Origin of the sequence: Vreelandella sp. F11, from assembly GCF_042466685.1 — a bacterium.
GTDB lineage: Bacteria > Pseudomonadota > Gammaproteobacteria > Pseudomonadales > Halomonadaceae > Vreelandella.
The window spans coordinates 3,112,732-3,130,163 of sequence record NZ_CP170448.1; the positions used below are offsets into that span (position 1 = coordinate 3,112,732).

Annotated in this window: 21 protein-coding genes; 3 read left to right on the plus strand and 18 right to left on the minus strand. The window is 53.5% G+C overall.

The window, feature by feature from the left end:
• Positions 1 to 60 precede the first annotated feature (60 nt).
• On the plus strand, positions 61 to 288 hold the full coding sequence (locus ACFIOZ_RS14215; RefSeq protein ID WP_386078905.1) for a PA3496 family putative envelope integrity protein: 228 nt from the start codon (positions 61 to 63) through the stop codon (positions 286 to 288).
• Between the two features lie 174 nt (positions 289 to 462).
• Positions 463 to 2,124, plus strand: coding sequence for an energy-dependent translational throttle protein EttA (gene ettA, locus ACFIOZ_RS14220; protein ID WP_386078907.1), 1,662 nt, complete (start codon positions 463 to 465; stop codon positions 2,122 to 2,124).
• Between the two features lie 82 nt (positions 2,125 to 2,206).
• On the opposite strand, the gene ACFIOZ_RS14225 is transcribed toward ettA, so the two are convergent.
• The 7 genes from ACFIOZ_RS14225 to phaR form a co-directional block, all read right to left on the minus strand.
• Complete coding sequence (locus ACFIOZ_RS14225; RefSeq protein WP_386078909.1) at positions 2,207 to 2,365, minus strand: DUF1328 domain-containing protein; 159 nt, start codon at positions 2,363 to 2,365, stop codon at positions 2,207 to 2,209.
• Between the two features lie 71 nt (positions 2,366 to 2,436).
• Positions 2,437 to 3,078, minus strand: a complete 642-nt coding sequence (gene coq7, locus ACFIOZ_RS14230; RefSeq protein WP_386078912.1) for a 2-polyprenyl-3-methyl-6-methoxy-1,4-benzoquinone monooxygenase — start codon at positions 3,076 to 3,078, stop codon at positions 2,437 to 2,439.
• Positions 3,079 to 3,117: 39 nt separating this feature from the next.
• Complete coding sequence (locus ACFIOZ_RS14235) at positions 3,118 to 3,459, minus strand: histidine triad nucleotide-binding protein (RefSeq protein WP_386078915.1); 342 nt, start codon at positions 3,457 to 3,459, stop codon at positions 3,118 to 3,120.
• Between the two features lie 45 nt (positions 3,460 to 3,504).
• On the minus strand, positions 3,505 to 4,377 hold the full coding sequence (locus ACFIOZ_RS14240) for a phosphoribulokinase (RefSeq protein ID WP_035584077.1): 873 nt from the start codon (positions 4,375 to 4,377) through the stop codon (positions 3,505 to 3,507).
• Positions 4,377 to 4,817, minus strand: a complete 441-nt coding sequence (locus ACFIOZ_RS14245) for an acyl-CoA thioesterase (protein ID WP_386078918.1) — start codon at positions 4,815 to 4,817, stop codon at positions 4,377 to 4,379. Before ACFIOZ_RS14245 ends, ACFIOZ_RS14240 begins: the two co-directional genes overlap by 1 nt.
• Positions 4,818 to 4,885: 68 nt before the next feature.
• Positions 4,886 to 6,172: a phosphoribosylamine--glycine ligase gene (gene purD / locus ACFIOZ_RS14250; protein WP_386078921.1), complete on the minus strand. Its 1,287-nt coding sequence runs from the start codon at positions 6,170 to 6,172 to the stop codon at positions 4,886 to 4,888.
• A 67-nt stretch (positions 6,173 to 6,239) separates the two neighbouring features.
• A complete protein-coding gene (gene phaR, locus ACFIOZ_RS14255; RefSeq protein WP_386078923.1) occupies positions 6,240 to 6,746 on the minus strand; it encodes a polyhydroxyalkanoate synthesis repressor PhaR in 507 nt (168 codons plus the stop codon).
• A 135-nt stretch (positions 6,747 to 6,881) separates the two neighbouring features.
• On the opposite strand from phaR, the gene ACFIOZ_RS14260 reads away from it, so the two are divergent.
• Positions 6,882 to 7,595, plus strand: a complete 714-nt coding sequence (locus ACFIOZ_RS14260) for a 16S rRNA (uracil(1498)-N(3))-methyltransferase (protein ID WP_386078926.1) — start codon at positions 6,882 to 6,884, stop codon at positions 7,593 to 7,595.
• A 34-nt stretch (positions 7,596 to 7,629) separates the two neighbouring features.
• On the opposite strand, the gene ACFIOZ_RS14265 is transcribed toward ACFIOZ_RS14260, so the two are convergent.
• The 11 genes from ACFIOZ_RS14265 to ACFIOZ_RS14315 all read right to left on the minus strand — a co-directional run bounded on the left by ACFIOZ_RS14265 (position 7,630) and on the right by ACFIOZ_RS14315 (position 17,321).
• Entirely contained in the window at positions 7,630 to 8,175 is a 546-nt protein-coding gene (locus ACFIOZ_RS14265; RefSeq protein ID WP_386084085.1) for an ATP-dependent zinc protease, read from the minus strand.
• A gap of 48 nt (positions 8,176 to 8,223) precedes the next feature.
• Positions 8,224 to 9,492, minus strand: coding sequence for a lytic murein transglycosylase (locus ACFIOZ_RS14270; protein WP_386078928.1), 1,269 nt, complete (start codon positions 9,490 to 9,492; stop codon positions 8,224 to 8,226).
• Between the two features lie 86 nt (positions 9,493 to 9,578).
• Positions 9,579 to 11,024, minus strand: a complete 1,446-nt coding sequence (locus ACFIOZ_RS14275) for a DASH family cryptochrome (RefSeq protein WP_386078930.1) — start codon at positions 11,022 to 11,024, stop codon at positions 9,579 to 9,581.
• Positions 11,025 to 11,080: 56 nt separating this feature from the next.
• Positions 11,081 to 11,221, minus strand: coding sequence for a DUF2256 domain-containing protein (locus tag ACFIOZ_RS14280; RefSeq protein WP_386078932.1), 141 nt, complete (start codon positions 11,219 to 11,221; stop codon positions 11,081 to 11,083).
• 221 nt (positions 11,222 to 11,442) lie between these two features.
• A complete protein-coding gene (mnhG, locus tag ACFIOZ_RS14285) occupies positions 11,443 to 11,847 on the minus strand; it encodes a monovalent cation/H(+) antiporter subunit G (RefSeq protein WP_308337987.1) in 405 nt (134 codons plus the stop codon).
• Entirely contained in the window at positions 11,840 to 12,109 is a 270-nt protein-coding gene (locus ACFIOZ_RS14290; protein ID WP_008958995.1) for a monovalent cation/H+ antiporter complex subunit F, read from the minus strand. The genes mnhG and ACFIOZ_RS14290 overlap by 8 nt, the downstream gene beginning before the upstream one ends.
• Positions 12,109 to 12,582, minus strand: a complete 474-nt coding sequence (locus ACFIOZ_RS14295; protein WP_088699089.1) for a Na+/H+ antiporter subunit E — start codon at positions 12,580 to 12,582, stop codon at positions 12,109 to 12,111. Before ACFIOZ_RS14295 ends, ACFIOZ_RS14290 begins: the two co-directional genes overlap by 1 nt.
• The gene (locus ACFIOZ_RS14300; protein WP_386078937.1) at positions 12,579 to 14,168 is read right to left on the minus strand and encodes a Na+/H+ antiporter subunit D; all 1,590 of its coding nucleotides are present in this window, start codon (positions 14,166 to 14,168) and stop codon (positions 12,579 to 12,581) included. The genes ACFIOZ_RS14295 and ACFIOZ_RS14300 overlap by 4 nt, the downstream gene beginning before the upstream one ends.
• Entirely contained in the window at positions 14,165 to 14,512 is a 348-nt protein-coding gene (locus ACFIOZ_RS14305; protein ID WP_386078940.1) for a Na+/H+ antiporter subunit C, read from the minus strand. Before ACFIOZ_RS14305 ends, ACFIOZ_RS14300 begins: the two co-directional genes overlap by 4 nt.
• Positions 14,513 to 14,530: 18 nt before the next feature.
• The gene (locus tag ACFIOZ_RS14310) at positions 14,531 to 14,962 is read right to left on the minus strand and encodes a Na+/H+ antiporter subunit B (RefSeq protein ID WP_007113326.1); all 432 of its coding nucleotides are present in this window, start codon (positions 14,960 to 14,962) and stop codon (positions 14,531 to 14,533) included.
• On the minus strand, positions 14,955 to 17,321 hold the full coding sequence (locus tag ACFIOZ_RS14315; protein ID WP_386084086.1) for a putative monovalent cation/H+ antiporter subunit A: 2,367 nt from the start codon (positions 17,319 to 17,321) through the stop codon (positions 14,955 to 14,957). Before ACFIOZ_RS14315 ends, ACFIOZ_RS14310 begins: the two co-directional genes overlap by 8 nt.
• Positions 17,322 to 17,432 lie beyond the last annotated feature (111 nt).

The window sequence follows — 17,432 nt, forward strand, 5'->3', positions numbered from 1 at the left end:
ATATGCACTCGTGTGAAGCCGTTGTTTCGCCGGCACGCCGGCTGGGTTGGAGGACATCACATGAGCCGTGATCCCCTAAGTCGTGAGACCCTAAGTCATGAAACCTTAGGCAACGAAGCACTCGACTCAGACGAGTTTGAAAGCTTAGACGCCGTCAATGATGACCACTACGGTAAAAGCAAACCAAGCAAAGCAGACAGCTTACGTGCGCGACGCCAAGTTGAAGCATGGTTAGAAGAGCGCCGACTCCAGCGCGCCATTGAAGACGACTGGGACGAAGAAGAGTAAACCTTGAGTAGCTCGGCCTTCTCAGCAACTGAGTGGGCCTGGCTTGCTATACGTTCCTAGCCTTTCCTGGCGCAGACCACTATCATCACTCTCTGGTCAGTAATACGAGTCTGTAATAAGAGCCAGTAGCCCGCTGCTGTCGCTTTATTCTTTTCATCAACTTAACGGATCTCCATGGCGCAATACGTTTTCACCATGAACCGGGTCGGCAAAGTAGTGCCGCCCAAAAAGCAAATTCTCAAGGATATTTCGCTCTCGTTTTTCCCGGGCGCCAAAATCGGTGTGCTGGGGCTTAACGGTTCGGGTAAATCCACACTGCTGCGCATTATGGCCGGTGTCGATAAAGAGTTTGAAGGTGAAGCTCGTCCGATGCCCGGCATCAATGTTGGCTATCTTCCCCAGGAGCCGCAACTAGACGACGAGAAAAACGTCCGCGACACCGTCGAAGAAGCGCTAGGGGAGATTAAACAGGCGCAGGAGAAGCTGGATGGGGTGTATGCAGCCTACGCAGAACCCGACGCCGACTTTGATGCGCTGGCCAGCGAGCAGGCACGCCTTGAGAATATTATCGAAGCCGCCGATGCGCACAACCTGGAGCGCAAGCTTGAAGTAGCTGCGGAAGCACTGCGTCTGCCTCCCTGGGAGGCCAAGGTAGGCAATCTATCGGGCGGTGAGCGACGCCGTGTAGCACTTTGCCGCTTGCTGCTTTCCAGCCCTGATATGCTGCTGCTTGACGAGCCAACCAACCACCTTGACGCAGAGTCGGTGGCGTGGCTGGAACGCTTTCTTCACGACTACAACGGTACCGTCGTGGCGATTACCCACGACCGCTACTTCCTGGATAACGTGGCAGGATGGATTCTTGAGCTTGACCGTGGCCAGGGAATCCCGTTTGAGGGTAACTACTCCCAGTGGCTGGAACAGAAAGATCAGCGCTTAAATCAAGAAGCCAAACAGGAAGCCTCGCGTCAGAAGGCCATCAAGCAAGAGCTTGAGTGGGTGCGCAGTAACGCTAAGGGCCGCCAGGCAAAAAGCAAAGCGCGTCTTAACCGCTTTGAAGAGATGCAGTCAGGCGACTTCCAAAAACGTAATGAGACCAATGAGATTTATATTCCGCCTGGCCCACGCCTGGGCGATAACGTCATTGAGTTTCGTGATGTAGCCAAGCGCTTCGATGACAAGCTGCTCTACCAGAACCTCTCTTTCACCATTCCCCAAGGTGCGATTGTCGGCATCGTCGGCGGTAACGGTGCGGGTAAATCGACCCTCTTCAAACTGATTACCGGCAAAGAGCAGCCGGATGAGGGCGAAGTCCTGGTCGGAGAAACGGTCGACATCGCCTACGTCGAGCAGTTGCGCGACGCCTTGGACGACAAACAGACCGTTTGGGAGGCTGTTTCCGATGGCCAGGACATCCTTAATATCAACGGCTACGAAGTCTCTTCACGCGCCTATGTGGGCCGCTTTAACTTTAAAGGTAACGACCAGCAGAAGCGCTTGTCGGAGCTTTCTGGCGGTGAACGCGGCCGTTTACAGCTTGCTCAAACGCTTAAGCAAGGCGCTAACGTTTTGCTACTCGATGAGCCCTCCAACGACCTGGATATCGAAACCCTGCGGGCACTCGAAGACGCACTTCTAGCCTTCCCTGGCTGCGCCATGGTGATCTCTCACGATCGCTGGTTCCTTGACCGGATCGCCACGCACATTATGGCCTTTGAGGGTGACTCTGAAGTGGTCTTGTTTGAAGGCAACTACGCGGAGTACGAAGAGGATCATAGAAAGCGGGTGGGTAACGATACGCCTAAGCGCATGAAGTATAAGCGCATTGACGCCTAGTCATTGGCATCATGTTGACAGCAAAAGGCCCCGCTCTGCGGGGCCTTTTAGTTTGTAATTGCACTGGCGCCAGCGTAATCCCCTAACGCCTGCGGCCTGTAAAAAGAGACACAAGAAACAAAATCACAAACAGCACAAACAAAATTTGCGCAATGGAGGAAGCCGCCCCGGCGATACCAGAAAAACCGACCGCTCCCGCGATGATTGCAATAATCAAAAACAGCACCGCATTACCTAGCATCTCCTTACTCCTCTCCTTGGCAGCCATTTCCTTAAAACAGCGCATAGTCCATTTTGCTTCGTGAATCCGTATTAGAGATGATAGACGCTTTTAGTCATCGCCTTAGAGGCCAGACGCATACCCCACTTCACCGGCGCCGGAAAACGAACGCCTCCTGCTTCTAAGGCAAGCTGAGCGTGGTGGGCTTCATCCACGGCCATCTGGCTCAATATGGCGCGTGAGCGGTTATCGCCACTAGGTAGCGCCTGCTGGTGTGCATCAATATGCTTGCCTGCCAGCTCTTCGGTCGCAGAGACCAAGCCCAAGCTAATACGGTCACTGGCCGCACCCGCTGCCGCACCCACGCCAAAGGAAGCAATATAAAACAGCGGGTTTAGGTAGCTCGTTCGACTCTGCAACTGCTCCAGGCGCTCATCGCACCAGGCGAGATGGTCAATCTTCTCCTGCGCCGACTGCTCCATCTGGTGACGCCCATGGTGAAGTTTAGCGGTTACACCCTGCCCTTGATAAAGCGCTTGGGCACACACTTCACGGGTATGGTTAATACGCATTAAGCCCGCCGCATGACGGCGTTTTTGATCATCAAGCACTCCCTCAGCGACTCCTTCGCCAGGGCTGGTACACTGGGACGAGGCCGCATGGGGCATCAGCGTTCGTAAGGCGATATCAAACTGATGTATCAAGCGGTCTGAACGACTCTGTTGACGATCCATGGCAACACTCCGTTGACTTGCGATAGCGGCCTGCTGAGCTCAACCGGCAGGCCAGGTGAATGCACGCCCACCCATTAAATGCATATGAATATGGTAGACCGTTTGGCCGCCCATTTCGTTGCAGTTCATCACCACGCGGTAACCATCTTCCGCAAAGCCCTGCTCGCGAGCAAGCTTGGCAGCGGTAAACTGAAGTCGCCCAATCAAGGCAAGATCGGCCTCATCGATATCATTGAGCGTAGCGATATGCTTTTTAGGAATGATTAGCTGATGAGTAGGTGCCTGAGGGTTAATATCATTGAATGCCAACACGTGGTCATCTTCGTAAACGATATCAGCGGGAATTTCACGGTTAATGATTTTGCAAAACAGACAATCCATACAGCTCTCCATTATTTTTTGCACCTAACGGTTTTCTCGCCACAATTAGCGAAAGCGCCGTTGCGATAACAAATGTCGAACGAGAGGAGCAAGTATTAGCTCCATTGCCAGCGACATCCGCGCTCCCGGCACGACCAACGTATGCGGGCGGGTCATAAACGAGTCCTTTATCATCGCCAGCAGCCAAGGGAAATCGACGGTAGAAGGATCCCGAAAGCGGATGACCACGAATGACTCTGCATCGGTGGGAATATCCTGCACTTCAAAGGGGTTAGAGGTATCGACGGTGGGTACACGTTGAAAATTGATGTGAGTACGCGAAAACTGCGGCTGGATATAACGCACATAGTCATCCATCCGACCCAGAATAGTGTCAATGACCGCTTCTTGTGAGTAGCCACGCAGCTTGGTGTCACGGTCGATCTTTTGAATCCACTCAAGATTCATGGTCGGCGCTACACCGACCAACAGATCCACATGGCGGGCAATGTCATACTCCTCAGTGACCAGCCCACCATGCAAGCCTTCATAAAACAGCAGGTCGGTACCGCAGGGCAGCGACTGCCACTCGGTGAAAGTACCTACCCGACAGCCTGCTTCAATTTTTTGCTTATCTTCAGCGTGGATATAGTGCCGAAAAGTACCCGAACCATGCTCGCCATACTCACTGAACAGCCCTTCAAGGCGATCCAGCAAATTCGCCTCTACGGCAAAATGCGAAAGCTCATCTTTGCGCTCCGGCTCCTCCCGGAAGATGCGATGCAGATCATCGCGTGTATAGCGGTGAAAGGCGTCGCCATCGACCATTGCTGCATGCACATCTTCGCGCAAAAACATGCGCTCAAAGCTGCGCCGTACGGTGGTGGTACCCGCCCCTGAGGAGCCGGTTACCGCAATAATCGGATACTCGCGAGACATCAGCCACACCTCGCGCGAGAAAGCGCTTGTTTAACCGGCTCAGGCACGTCGACAGGACGTCCACTAGCAAGATCAATCAGTAGCTGATTCACCCGTGCGGTGGCGACTACCTGCTGAGAATCCAACTGATAAATACGCTGATAGATCGTTAATGATTTACCTTGCGGCTCAGGTACAGCGGTAGCAATCCTTAACTCATCAGGCCAGCGCGCTTCGCTTTGATACTGAACGGCGAGATCAGCGACTACCGAAGGGTACCCGTGCATATCCCACTCAGGCAGATCCAGTGCCGCGAAAGCTTGAATACGCGCCTCGTGGAGCAGCGATACCAACGCATCATGCCCCAAGTGGCGGCCGTAGTTCATATCGGTTATCCGCACCGTCATAGGATGACGATGAATGACCGCCTCAGCGGGAAAGTCCAGCTTGACACGCTCCATGCCTGTTTCCTCGTCAGTGAATTAGGAAGCCACTGATTAATCGGGGTATCCGTTCAGCGTAAGCTTGCTTACTCCTCGCGGGCAATCGCCCTGAAGGCGATATCACGACGATACTCGACACCATCCCACTGAATGGCACTAACGCCCTGATACGCTTGCTGCTGCGCTTTTGAGACACTATCACCCAATGCCGTCACACATAGCACACGGCCACCTGATGTGGTGATCTCACCCTTGTCATTTTGCACAGTACCCGCGTGAAACACTTTACAGCCTGCTGCTTCCGCCGCGGCTAGACCGTGAATCACATCACCCTTGCGGTAGCTACCGGGATAACCACCGGCTGCCAGTACCACCCCTACCGAAGCACGGTCATCCCATTCGCACTGTAACCCAGCCAACTTACCTTCGGCACCCGCTAAACAGAGCTCAGCGAAGTCAGAGGTTAAACGGAGCATGATCGGCTGAGTTTCAGGGTCGCCAAAGCGACAGTTATACTCAATAACCTTGGGATTCCCCGCCGCGTCGATCATCAGGCCTGCATATAAGAACCCGGTATACGCATTGCCCTCCTCGGCCATGCCGCGCACGGTAGGCAGAATGACCTGCTCCATGATGCGGGCGTCAACCTTGGGGGTTACCACCGGCGCTGGCGAATAGGCGCCCATACCACCGGTATTGGGGCCGGTATCACCATCGTAGGCGCGCTTGTGGTCTTGGCTGGTGGCCATGGGGACGACACTCTCTCCGTCCACCATGACAATAAAGCTCGCCTCTTCGCCTTCCAAAAACTCTTCGATAACGACACGCGCACCCGCACCGCCAAAGGCGTTGGCTTCCAGCATATCGCGAATAGCCGCCTCAGCTTCGGCCTCACTTAGCGCCACAATGACGCCTTTGCCCGCCGCCAAACCATCCGCTTTAATCACAATCGGCGCGCCCATTTTGCTTAAGTAATCAAGCGCAGGGCTTACTTCAGTAAACGTTTGATAGTCAGCTGAAGGAATATTGTGACGGGCCAAGAAGTCTTTGGTAAATGATTTTGAGCCTTCCAACTGAGCGGCCGCCTGAGTAGGGCCAAAGATAGTTAGGCCGGCCGCTTGGAAACGGTCAACAACACCTTCGACCAAGGGAGCCTCCGGCCCCACCACGGTCAAGCCAATCTGCTCATCACGGGCAAAAGCGACCAGGCTGTCTAGATCCGTTGCGTCAATCGCTACGTTGGTCAGCTTGGCTTCCGTCGCGGTGCCGGCATTGCCAGGTGCTACAAAGACCTGCTCAACCTGGGTGGATTGCGCCAATTTCCAAGCCAGGGCGTGCTCGCGACCACCGCCGCCTATCATCAAAACCTTCATGTGCATCCTTCTCAAACGGGAGAGCGTATATCGGCGGCATTATGCCACAGCGCAGCACCAAGTGGGGTCAGGAGGAGGGTTTGTTATCCTTGTTGGCCTCGCTGCTATCGCTCTCATGCTGCTCAGCATCACCCGGCTCATCGCTTTGTTCTGGCTGATTCAAGGTTTTTTGCCAAAAACGCATGTTCTCTTCGGCGAGCTCACGCATAAATTCAAGCGGCGTATTACGCATTGCCTGCTTCCACTGGCTCTGCAGCCGTTTCTGCTGCTCCAACATAAGCTGCGTACCTTGCTCGAGATAACGCGACAGCGGCAGCGGTGACGTCATATCGTAAACACGGATTAGCTGCGCCAGCAGATCGTTTGAAAATACTTCCGCTTCGCTATCGGCCTGCTCCTGCTCGATAATGATAGAGAGCAGAATAGTGCGCGTCAGATCTTCCCCGCTTTTGGCATCTTCCACCCTAAACGGCTCTTCTTCGATGATTAAACGGCGCAGGTCTTCAAGCGTTACATAACGGCTCTGCTGAGTATCGTACAACCTGCGGTTGGCATATTTGCGAATTACGCGCACGGCGCATCTCCTTAAACGCGATAGGGGCTTTTATTCCCGTTACTGGTATTGTGCCTGCACCACGCGCCTATGCAAGCCACCTTAATCGTTTAGATAGCCGCACTGCGCTAATTCTGTGACCAATAGACCACTATTATGAATTTGATTCTGCTCAATCCCAACGATCTTACTGAAGATGGCCACGTCTGTATTACCGACCCACGCCGCCTGACACACCTTCGCGATGTTCATCGTTCGTCACCCGGTGACCTGCTAACCGTCGGAGTTCAAGGCGGCAACATGGGGAAGGCGCTGCTAAAAGAGCTCACCGCTGAGCGGGCGTACTTCCAAGTGGAGAGCCTCAACGAGCCACCGCCACCGCCGTTACCCGTGCATCTGGTATTGGCCCTGCCCCGCCCGCGTATGTTGGCGCGTACCTTGGAGCATGTGACGGCACTGGGCGTGAAAGAGATCACCCTGCTACATACTAAACGGGTCGAGAAGAGCTACTGGCAATCCCCAGAGTTACGGCCTGATAAAATTCACCAACATTTAGTGCTGGGCTTAGAACAAGCTTGTGATACGCAGCTTCCCTCGGTAACCCTAAGCAAAGGTTTCCGCCCTTTTTTGCAACAGCAACTACCTGCTTTGCTAAGCCAACGCCGCGGATTGGTGGCGCATCCTGGCATGGCCAATGCCTGCCCAAGAGGCATAAGTGACCCCACCCTGCTACTGGTAGGCCCAGAGGGCGGTTTTATCGCTTGGGAGGTAGAACAACTGATGCTGGCAGGCTGCGAGGGTATGCACCTTGGCCCGCGTATTTTACGGGTTGAAACAGCCGTGACTGCGCTTCTGTCACGGCTGTTCTAAGCCTTATCTTATTGCATCAGGCCGAGTGAGAGCATCAGGACTGATCATCTTCCGGGTCGTGGGGCACCACCTCAGCGTTTTCCCCGCACCCGGGTTCTTGCAAGAAGGTTTCACGTACATCCAGCAGGCCAAGGTGGCTAATGGTACGGCGACCAAGCAGCAGCGGATAGTTCATCTCTTCACGGTCGCGTAGGCTAAACTGCTCTTCGTAAATGGTGTCCCCCATACAAACTTCCAGCAGCACCACAGGGCGTTCGTCACGGCCGCCTGCGCCACGCACGGATAGTTCCCGATAGAGCGGGCGCTCGATCTGATCGCTAAACACTTCACCACTTGCCTGATCTTCAAGCTTCAAGCGAAAGCGAACCCACTCCTCGTCATCCTGCTCAAACATCTCTATATCGCGGGCGTCTAGTGAGGAGGTTAATGCTCCGCTATCCAGCTTGGCTTTTACTTCGATATCCCAGGGTTGTAGGGTGGCTTTTTCAACCCAGCCGAATACCTGATCATCATCTGCCATCGCCGTGGAGGCAGACAGAAAGGCTCCTAATACCACACTGCTAAGAAATATCTTACCCATCAATTGCATAACATCATCCTTGGAAAGTAGAAGCACCTTAAACGCTGCTTACTGCGAACGCTGACGCAGCTGCTCGAGCAGTTCCTGGGTCGCAAACCCATCCGGTATTACCCCTTGATCACGCTGAAAGTTCCGCAACCCTTCCCGCGTGTTGGGCCCCATAACACCGTCAGCGCCACCTACTGGGTAGCCTATACGGTTTAATGCGCGCTGAAGTTCTTGAACATCGTCACGGGTCAGAGGCGCCTTATCCCGCGGCCAGCCTTGTTGAATGCCATCACGACCGGCAATCGCATCCCCCAGAGTGGCGACGGCCAGTGCGTAACTGGTGGCATTGTTATAGCGTAGGATTGCACGGAAATTGGCACCTACCAAAAAGGCGGGGCCATCCGCGCCAGCGGGTATCACAATAGCTGCACTATCAAAGTTCGGTAATTCACCCTGCTGTGCCCGCACGCCTTGACTGCGCCACTCATCGCTGCTGCGTCGCTCGGTCTGGGCGTAATCAAACCCTTCAGGCAGTCGTACCTCAACCCCCCAGGGCTGGTTAGCCTGCCATCCAGCTCGGTCAAGATAGTTGGCCGTTGAGGCCATTACATCGGGGATGCTGCCCCAAATATCGCGCCGACCGTCACCATCGCCATCTACCGCGTAGGCTTCGAAGCTGCTGGGGATAAACTGAGTATGTCCCATGGCCCCGGCCCAGGAGCCTTTCATTTCATCAGCGGCAATATCCCCTTGATCAATAATCCGTAACGCTGCGAGCAGCTCACCGCGGGCAAAGTCACGGCGCCGACCATCGTAAGCGAGCGTGGCGAGTGACTCCAAGGTCGAAAAATTGCCAAAATTACTGCCGTAATTGCTCTCAATGCCCCAAATGGCGACAATGATTTCGGCTGGCACTCCATAGCGCTGCTGCATTTGCTGAGCCGTTTCGCGGTGTTCAGCTAGCTTTTCTAACCCGTTATTAATACGCGTGGATGAAACGGCTGTATCCAAATATTCCCAAATAGGGCGGACAAACTCAGGCTGGTAACCGTCAAGCTCAATCACCCGTTCACGATAGCGAACACCATCCAGAGCGTTACTTAGGGTCGCCTCACTGATTCCCTGTTCCGAAGCATACTGGCGAAAATCGCGCAGCCACTGCTGAAAATTAGCATAGCTAACCTCAGTGGCAGTTTGAGTATCGACTTCAGACATCAGTTGAGGATTCGCAACCGCTACACTTGCTGCAAACGGCGTGCTTAACACGGCCATTAATGAGGCACACAGCAACGGGCTACAACGCAGCCCAATAGAGAAATGACGAGGCATTATTTCGATCCTTAGGCAGTCCTTGGCATACCAGGGATGATGGCCTAGAAAAGAGCCAGATACTAGGGTCTGGCAGAAGGTGATGATTACTTTATAACGCTCGCCACATCAGGCAGTTCGGCTGAACTGTCAAACTCACTGCGAGGGATCAACCACCGCTCCCACTGCTCAGGCTCAACGCAAGGCGCTTCAAACGTAGAAGGGTCGGCACGCCACGGTTGATGCCGTGCCAATCCATGGGGAAGTTTTTCAAGTGACTTTAACCAATGGGCAACATAAAGACCCTGCGGATCATAATGCCCTGCCTGCTTCAACACGTTAAAGTAGCGATCCTGGCGCGGATCGCGCCCAACACCAGCAATATAGCGCCAGTTGCCCCAATTACTGGCCACGTCATAATCAATCAAACAGTGCTCAAACCAAAGCGCCCCTAAACGCCAATCGACATGTAAGTCTTTAACCAAAAAGCTGGCTACGTTTTGGCGGGCGCGATTGGATAGCCATCCAGTGTGACGAAGTTCCTGCATGGCAGCATCCACAAATGGCAGTCCTGTGGTGCCACTACGCCAGGCGTCGAAGGCGGCACACGGCCTGTCAGTTTGGTGGGAGCCAAACATCGTCTCTCCTTCCAACTGAGCGGCACGGATAAAGTACTCCCGCCAAAGTAGTTCGAAAGTAATCCAGTAGCTTGATTCGTTACTCCCGTTTTCAGCCTCCCACACCCTCACCGCATCATAGACTTGACGGGCAGACAGGCAGCCACGCGCCAACCAGGGTGAAACGCGGGTTGAAAAATTTGCTCCCAGCAGCCCATTACGGGTTTTCTTATACGTTTCACCGCCCTGTTGACGCCACAAGTAATCCTTCAGGCGCCCATGTGCTGCGGACTCCCCCCCTCTATAGGCATAACCTTGACGAGCATCGGGATGCCAGGTAGCACTCTGCTCACAGACGGCTTTGAGCGGTGGAAACCCCCTTGCCGCCTCAGGCCACGGGGGCAGTGTGACAGGGGCGCAAGCACTGGCTGGGACGGTACATTCACTCTCCACGCTGCGCCTAAAAGAAGAAAAGCTCGCCGGCAACGCTTCAAGCGCGAAAGGCAGTGCCGACTGGTCGATGAGGCGTCCACTCTCAATGCAGTCAAATGCCGTTTGACGAGGCAAACCTTCCTTAACCGCCCGAATATGAGCCGTTTCCTCAACCCCTGCATGTTCAGCAACACGGACTTGGCGTGCGTTAAGCGTAGACGCCAGTTCAATCACTACGTCACTGGGTTTACCAATACGAACCAGCAGGTCACTGCCGCGCTGCAGAAGCTCCCCACGCAACTCCATTAAACTTTGCCATAAAAAACGCAATCGAGCAGGCCCAATACGCGGTGTCGATTCACCGTCAAATAAAGGAGAAAACCACTGTTCGTCCAGTACGTAGAGGCACAGCAGGTAACAAGGGGGGGTTGCGAAGTGAAAAAGAGGGTTATCAGCAATACGCAGGTCGTCCCGCAACCAGACAATATCAATCGTGCTGTTCATGCTTGAGCCTCCTAGAGGTGCTTTGATGCCTGGTACATAGATGCTGGTGCTTTAGGCTATGGCTGCTTCGCACTACGGCGGCACCGCTCGCTGCAGTAGCGCACTTGATCCCAGCAGCGCGCCCATTTCTTTCGCCATGTAAACGGTCGCTGGCATTCAACACAGGTTTTTTGCGGCAGGTTTCCTTTACGTCGCATACTTACGTCTAATCACATTTTTAGCGTTTTATGGTAAAAACATGAACGCATTATCTTATACAGTACAATTATTGTACATTATTTTTATTGTACACATTTTCCTTCGGCTGAAATAATAGTGAGTATCTACCTGCTCCCTACGTTAGGCACAAAAAAAGCCACCCTAAGGTGGCTTTGGCGGTTACGCACTGACTGGCGATTTGGCCAGCTTTAATCAGAACCTAGTCAGGGTCAGTCTCGCGGGGTTGGCGCTTGGCGTTTTCCTGAGTTTCCAGGCCACTTTTCAGCTCATGGGTGAGTGGATCATAGTTGGGGCGTAACTCATCCTTTACGGTTCCACTCCACAGCTTGGAACCGACGAAGTAGCCAGCGCGACCAATCACGTGAGCCGCCACCGGAGCGGTCATCAGGATAAACACGATGATAGCGAACGAACGAGCCACTATCCCTACTTCAGCAAAGTGCATAGCGGCCGCCAACATAATTAAAATGACGCCTAACGCCGCAGCCTTGGTGGTAGCGTGCATGCGGGTTAACAAATCGGGTAGCCGCAGCAGCCCAACTGAGGCGAGCAGTATAAACAGCGCCCCCCCGATGATTAGCGTGCCCTTTATAAAGTCAATCATCCCTCGGGCCTCCCCTTTCCAAAAAGCGTGCAAAGGCAATGGCTGCTAAAAACCCCATTAATGCGATTACAATCGCGGCATCCAGAAAGCTAGCCACGTCAGATTTGATGGCGTAAACCCCAACTAACCCCACCACAGTGGTAGAAAAAAGCTCTAACGCCACGACGCGGTCGGGCAGACTCGGCCCACGCACCACACGAACAAAGGTGAGGATAAGCGCCAGGCTCATAATCACCTGGCTGATAAGAATAACGGTGTCCATTAGCGAAACAGCTCCAAAGCCCGGTGCTCCATCTCTTTTAAGTTGCGCCGTAGCTCTTCCTCGTTGTCTAAAAACATCGCGTGGATATATAAGACTTTACGATCATCCGACACATCCAGGCTCAACGTTCCTGGTGTTAATGAAATTAGGTTGGCTACCAGAGTAATTTCCATCTCAGTCCGGGCGGAAAGCGGCATCGCGATAACTCCTGGTTTCATGTGCCAAGGCGGAGTCACAATATCAAAAGCGACGCGCAAATTAGCTTGAACCAGTTCTTTTAGAAAAAAACCAATAAAACCAATAAAGCGCGGCACGCGTGCCGGGTAACCCTTCAAAGAGTCGAGCTGAGGCTCAATCAGTACCAGGGTGATATAGCCAAATATTAACCCGACAAGAAGGTTTAACCCGCTGAAATCTCCGCTTAACAACACCCAAGCGAGCCCTAGCAGCAGGTTCCAAATGGCCCCGGTCATGGCGCTTCCTCCTCGGCGTTAGGCTCTGGTGAGGGTGGTTCCAGCAGCACATCGTCTGCACTGGCAGCCACCCCAAGCACCGCTTCAATATACCCTGCAGGTTCGAAAAGCTGATCCCCGATGCCCATCATTACCCACATGATCGGCTCTGCAAGCGCACCAATGAGCAGTGAAAATAGCGCCAACACCATTACCGGCAAATACATCATCCACAGGCTGGGCTTTAGCAACCGCCCGTCATCGCCAGTCGGTGTGGTCGTTTCAGGAACGTGATTATCTTCTGGGAGAGACTTCCAAAACACCTCATTCCAAATTTTCACCATGGAGTAGAGCGTCATTAGCCCCACGGCCAGCGCGATGCCGGTAACCCAATAGGCTTCAATCTCTAAACCGGCACGCACAATCACAAACTTGGCAAAAAAGCCTGACAGCGGCGGTATCCCTGCCAGCGAGAAGGCTGAAAGAAAGAACGCTACCGATAGCCAGGGACGCTCCCGGTACAGCCCGCCCATTTTTTTGAGCTGATAGGTCCCCTGCAAGCGGTGGGTGATACCACTGATCAAGAAGAGATTCGTCTTCACTACCATGTTATGCACGATAGCAAACACACCGCCGGCAATAGCGAGTGGTGTGTACAGCGCCAAGCCCAAAATCATATAGCCAATCTGGCTGACAATATGAAACGACAATATCCGCCTAAATTCATATTGGGCGGCAGCGCCAAGCACGCCTGTTACCATAGTGAATGCAGCGCCCCAGAGCATAATGTCCTGGAGGTAGCCCATGGTTTGATCGAACATCAGCGTGAAAACACGGAACATGGCATACACACCCACCTTGGTGAGCAGCCCCGCAAATAATGCAGAAACGGCGACAGGCGGGGTGTGGTACGAGGCTGGCAGCCAGAAAAACAGCGGAAACGCAGCCGCCTTGATTCCAAAAGCCACCATAAACATGACCGCAAGGACTTCGACCATGCCTGTGTGTTCCGCTGCATCCATGCGCAGCGCAATATCGGCCATGTTGAGTGTCCCCACCATGCCATAAAGCAGCCCCACCGCCGTTAGGAAGATAACCGATGCCAATAGGTTCAGGGTAACGTACTTAATCGCCCCTTCCATTTGCGCGCGCTCGCCACCGAGAATCAACAACGCAAAGGAAGCCACCAGCATTACCTCAAACCATACGTAGAGGTTAAAGATATCGCCGGTTAAAAAGGCCCCCATCACCCCGGCGAGCAGCAGATGCATTAACGGGTAGTAGCCAAATTTTTCGTGGCCGCGGCCAGTGGTGGCCAACGAGTAGATCCCCATTGCCAAACCGATAATAGCGGTCATCAACACCATCACCGCGCTTAATAGGTCAGCAATTAAGGTAATTCCAAAGGGAGCAGGCCAGCTTCCCATCTGCATGGTGACATAGCCATCTGACAACGTAGCTACAAACAGCCACAGGCTAACCACTAACAGCGCAACATTGCCTGCCACTGCCAAAAAACGCTGCATGGGGCGCGAGCGCCAAAACAACAAGGAGAGTGCCCCGGTCAGCAAGGGCAAGAGGACGGGAAGAGCAACTTCGGGCCTCACGTATCAGTATCCTTCATCTTATCGAGATCATCAGCCTTAACAACTTCGTAGGCGCGTCGAATCAGTACCACGGCAAAGGCAAGCACCCCAAAGGCAATCACAATGGCGGTCAGTACCACAGCTTGGGGTAAGGGGTCGGCTACCCCGCTGGGCGGCAACATCATGCCCTCTGCAATCAGTGGCGGCACGCCTCGCGTCATACCTGCAGTGGTAAAAATCAGTAAATTGGCGGCGTTAGAGAGCAGCATCAGACCAATCACTAATTTGACGATAGAGCGGCGCAACATCATAAAAATAGCCGTCGCGTACAGCAGGCCAATCGCCACTCCCATTAAAGGTTCCATGGTGTGCCTCCTGTTAACTCAAGGTTCATCCTTGTCGACCTCCATAAGCGTCATCACCATACCGGTGACCGAACCTAGCACGGCAAAGTAGACGCCTATATCGAAAATTAGCGGTGTGGAAGCTTTAAAGTCGATAACCGGAATAGTCCACCACTGAGCGGTCAAAAAGGGTTGGCCCATAAACCAGGCCGGCACCACCGAGATCATTCCCAACAGCAAGCCAACGCCAATCAAATCGCGAGGGTCGACCATGCGCAGCACTTCTTTAGTAGCGCTAACACCAAAAGCAAACAGATACAGCGTAAATGCCCCCGCCGCCACCAATCCGGCAATAAAGCCACCGCCCGGCTCATCGTGCCCTCTCAACAGTAAGAAAACAGAAAACAGCAACTGCAGCGGCATTAAAAAGCGTGCAGCGGTATTAAGAATAATCGTGCCTGACTTAACCATCGTAAGGCTCCTTGGCAACCAGTTTGCTGTTTTCGGCGGTTTTCATGCTGTTGCCTTCACCATTACGCACTTCTCCATGGCGTAGCTTCAACATGGCGATAACACCAATCGCAGCGAGAGCTAACACGAACATCTCGCCTAGCGTATCCAAGGCACGGTAATCGACCAAAATGACATTGACGATATTGCGGCCATAAGCCAACGGTGCACTGTTCTCAATCATATAGGTCGAAATGGGCTCAAATTGTTGAATGCTCCATGACGTCATAATCAGTAGACATATCAAGATACCCACCATAGCGGCCACCACGCCGTCGCGTATGCGCTCCAGGCTGGTGGAGAGATTGGAAAAGCGTGGCAGGCGGAATAGCACCAGGACGAGTAAAATGACCGTTAAGGTTTCTACTAGCAGTTGGGTAATCGCCAAGTCCGGCGCACTAAACAGGATAAAAATCAGTGCGATAGAGAACCCCATAATCCCGACCGACACCACTGCCCCCAACCGAGACCGAGAAATAGTCGCGAACAGAGCTCCCATCACCATACTCCCCACCACAACTACCTCATGGAAACGTACATCCAGGTCAAGGGCGAATTGCGGTGAATGGCGCAGCAGAATTGAATTACCGATGAGTGCGATGAGCGTGATTAACATCACCAAAATATAGTTCCGCATATAGCCGTTTTGCAGAAGCCGTGTTTGCCACTCTGAGAAATAGACTATGCCGTTCATCATGCTTTCATATCCCGCCTCGGGGCCATGGCGCATTACCGGCGCCAACACAGAAAGCTTGCCACGCACAGCGTCCCAACGCTTAAACAGCAAGAAGCCCAAGCCAAGGCTAATGATCGACATGATCAACGCGATGTTAATGCCATACCAAAGCGACAGCGCCACCTCTATCGGTTGCCCGGATATAGCCGAGGCGGTTGCCGTTAATAGCGCATCGGCACCCAGCACAGCGGGGATCAGGCCCAGTAATAGCGACATTATCACCAGCAGCGCAGGCCCTATTAGCATGCTCAAGGGCGCTTCATGGGGCTCTAGCGGGGTTTGGTGACGTTTACCGTAAAAAGGCCGTAACGCCACAATAAAGGCGACGGCAATAGTCAAAATTGAAGCCAGAAAGGCGAACAACACGAGTAGCGTTCGGAAGCTATCGGCGCCGAGCACTGACTCAAGCATTAACTCTTTACCGATAAAGCCGAGAAGCGGCGGCACACCGGCAAACGAGAGTGCTGCGACCAGGGCAATGGTGGCGGTTACCGGCATCAGTGAGCGAAGCCCGCCCATTTGAGTAACGTCTTTGGTACCGGTTTCGTGATCAAGAATGCCGGCGACCATAAACAGCGCGCCTTTATAAAGCGAATGCGCCAATAGAAAAGTAACAAAGGCGGTCATCGCATACTCGGTGCCAATGCCCAAGAGCATCGTCAGCGTGCCCAGTGCCATAATGGTCGAGTAGGCCAGCAGCTTTTTGATATTGGTGTGGTGAATCGCTAGAAACGCCCCGACCAGCATCGTAATCGCCCCGACCACGGAAAGAGTGCCGACCCACATCGCCGTTCCACCCAGCTCTGGGTGTAAGCGCGCCAGCAGATAAATACCCGCTTTCACCATGGTGGCAGAGTGCAAGTAGGCCGAAACCGGTGTCGGCGCCGCCATGGCATTGGGTAGCCAGAAGTGAAACGGAAACTGAGCCGATTTAGTGAAGGCGCCCAGCAGCAAACAGATCAGCATGGGTGTGTAGAGCGCATGTTCGCGCAGGTCGGCTTCCTGGCCCAGGATTTCCGCCAGCGACCAGCTACCGCTGGCAATCCCTAACAGCACTAGCCCAGCCATTAACGCCAATCCGCCCGCTACGGTAACGAATAAGCCCTGCCGCGCTGATTTACGCGCGTTAACGTCAGCGTGGTTAAAACCAATCAGCAAATAGGAGGTAATGCTGGTCAGCTCCCAGAAGATAAACAGCGTCAACAGCCCGTCAGCTAACACCAACCCCAGCATCGAGACCATGAAAGCGACCAGGGCGATATGGAAACGAGCAAGATCAGGGTGATCTTTAAGGTAGCCACCGGCATAGACCAGCACGCAGGCACCCATAACGGTAATTAACAACCCGAAGAGCAGCGATAAACCGTCCAAGAGGAAGGTAAGAGTGATGCCCAAAGAAGGCACCCACTGCCACTCTAAAAGCAGACTGCCGTTCTCAATAACCTCCAGAGCTTGTAGCGCCAACCATGCGGCCAGTCCGGCAGGAAACAGGGCCAGTACAAGACTGGTGCGCTGACCGAACCAGCCGTTCAACATTGGCGACAGCGCCGCCAGCACGAATCCCATTAAAACGGCGAATTGTATCAAGCGAAACCTCCTGAATAACGAAAGGCTCACCATCAGACAGCGGCTATAGCCCAGGCATCGTGCCTAATCACTGGCATGCCAGCGTTGAATAATAGTGATTCTAAAGTT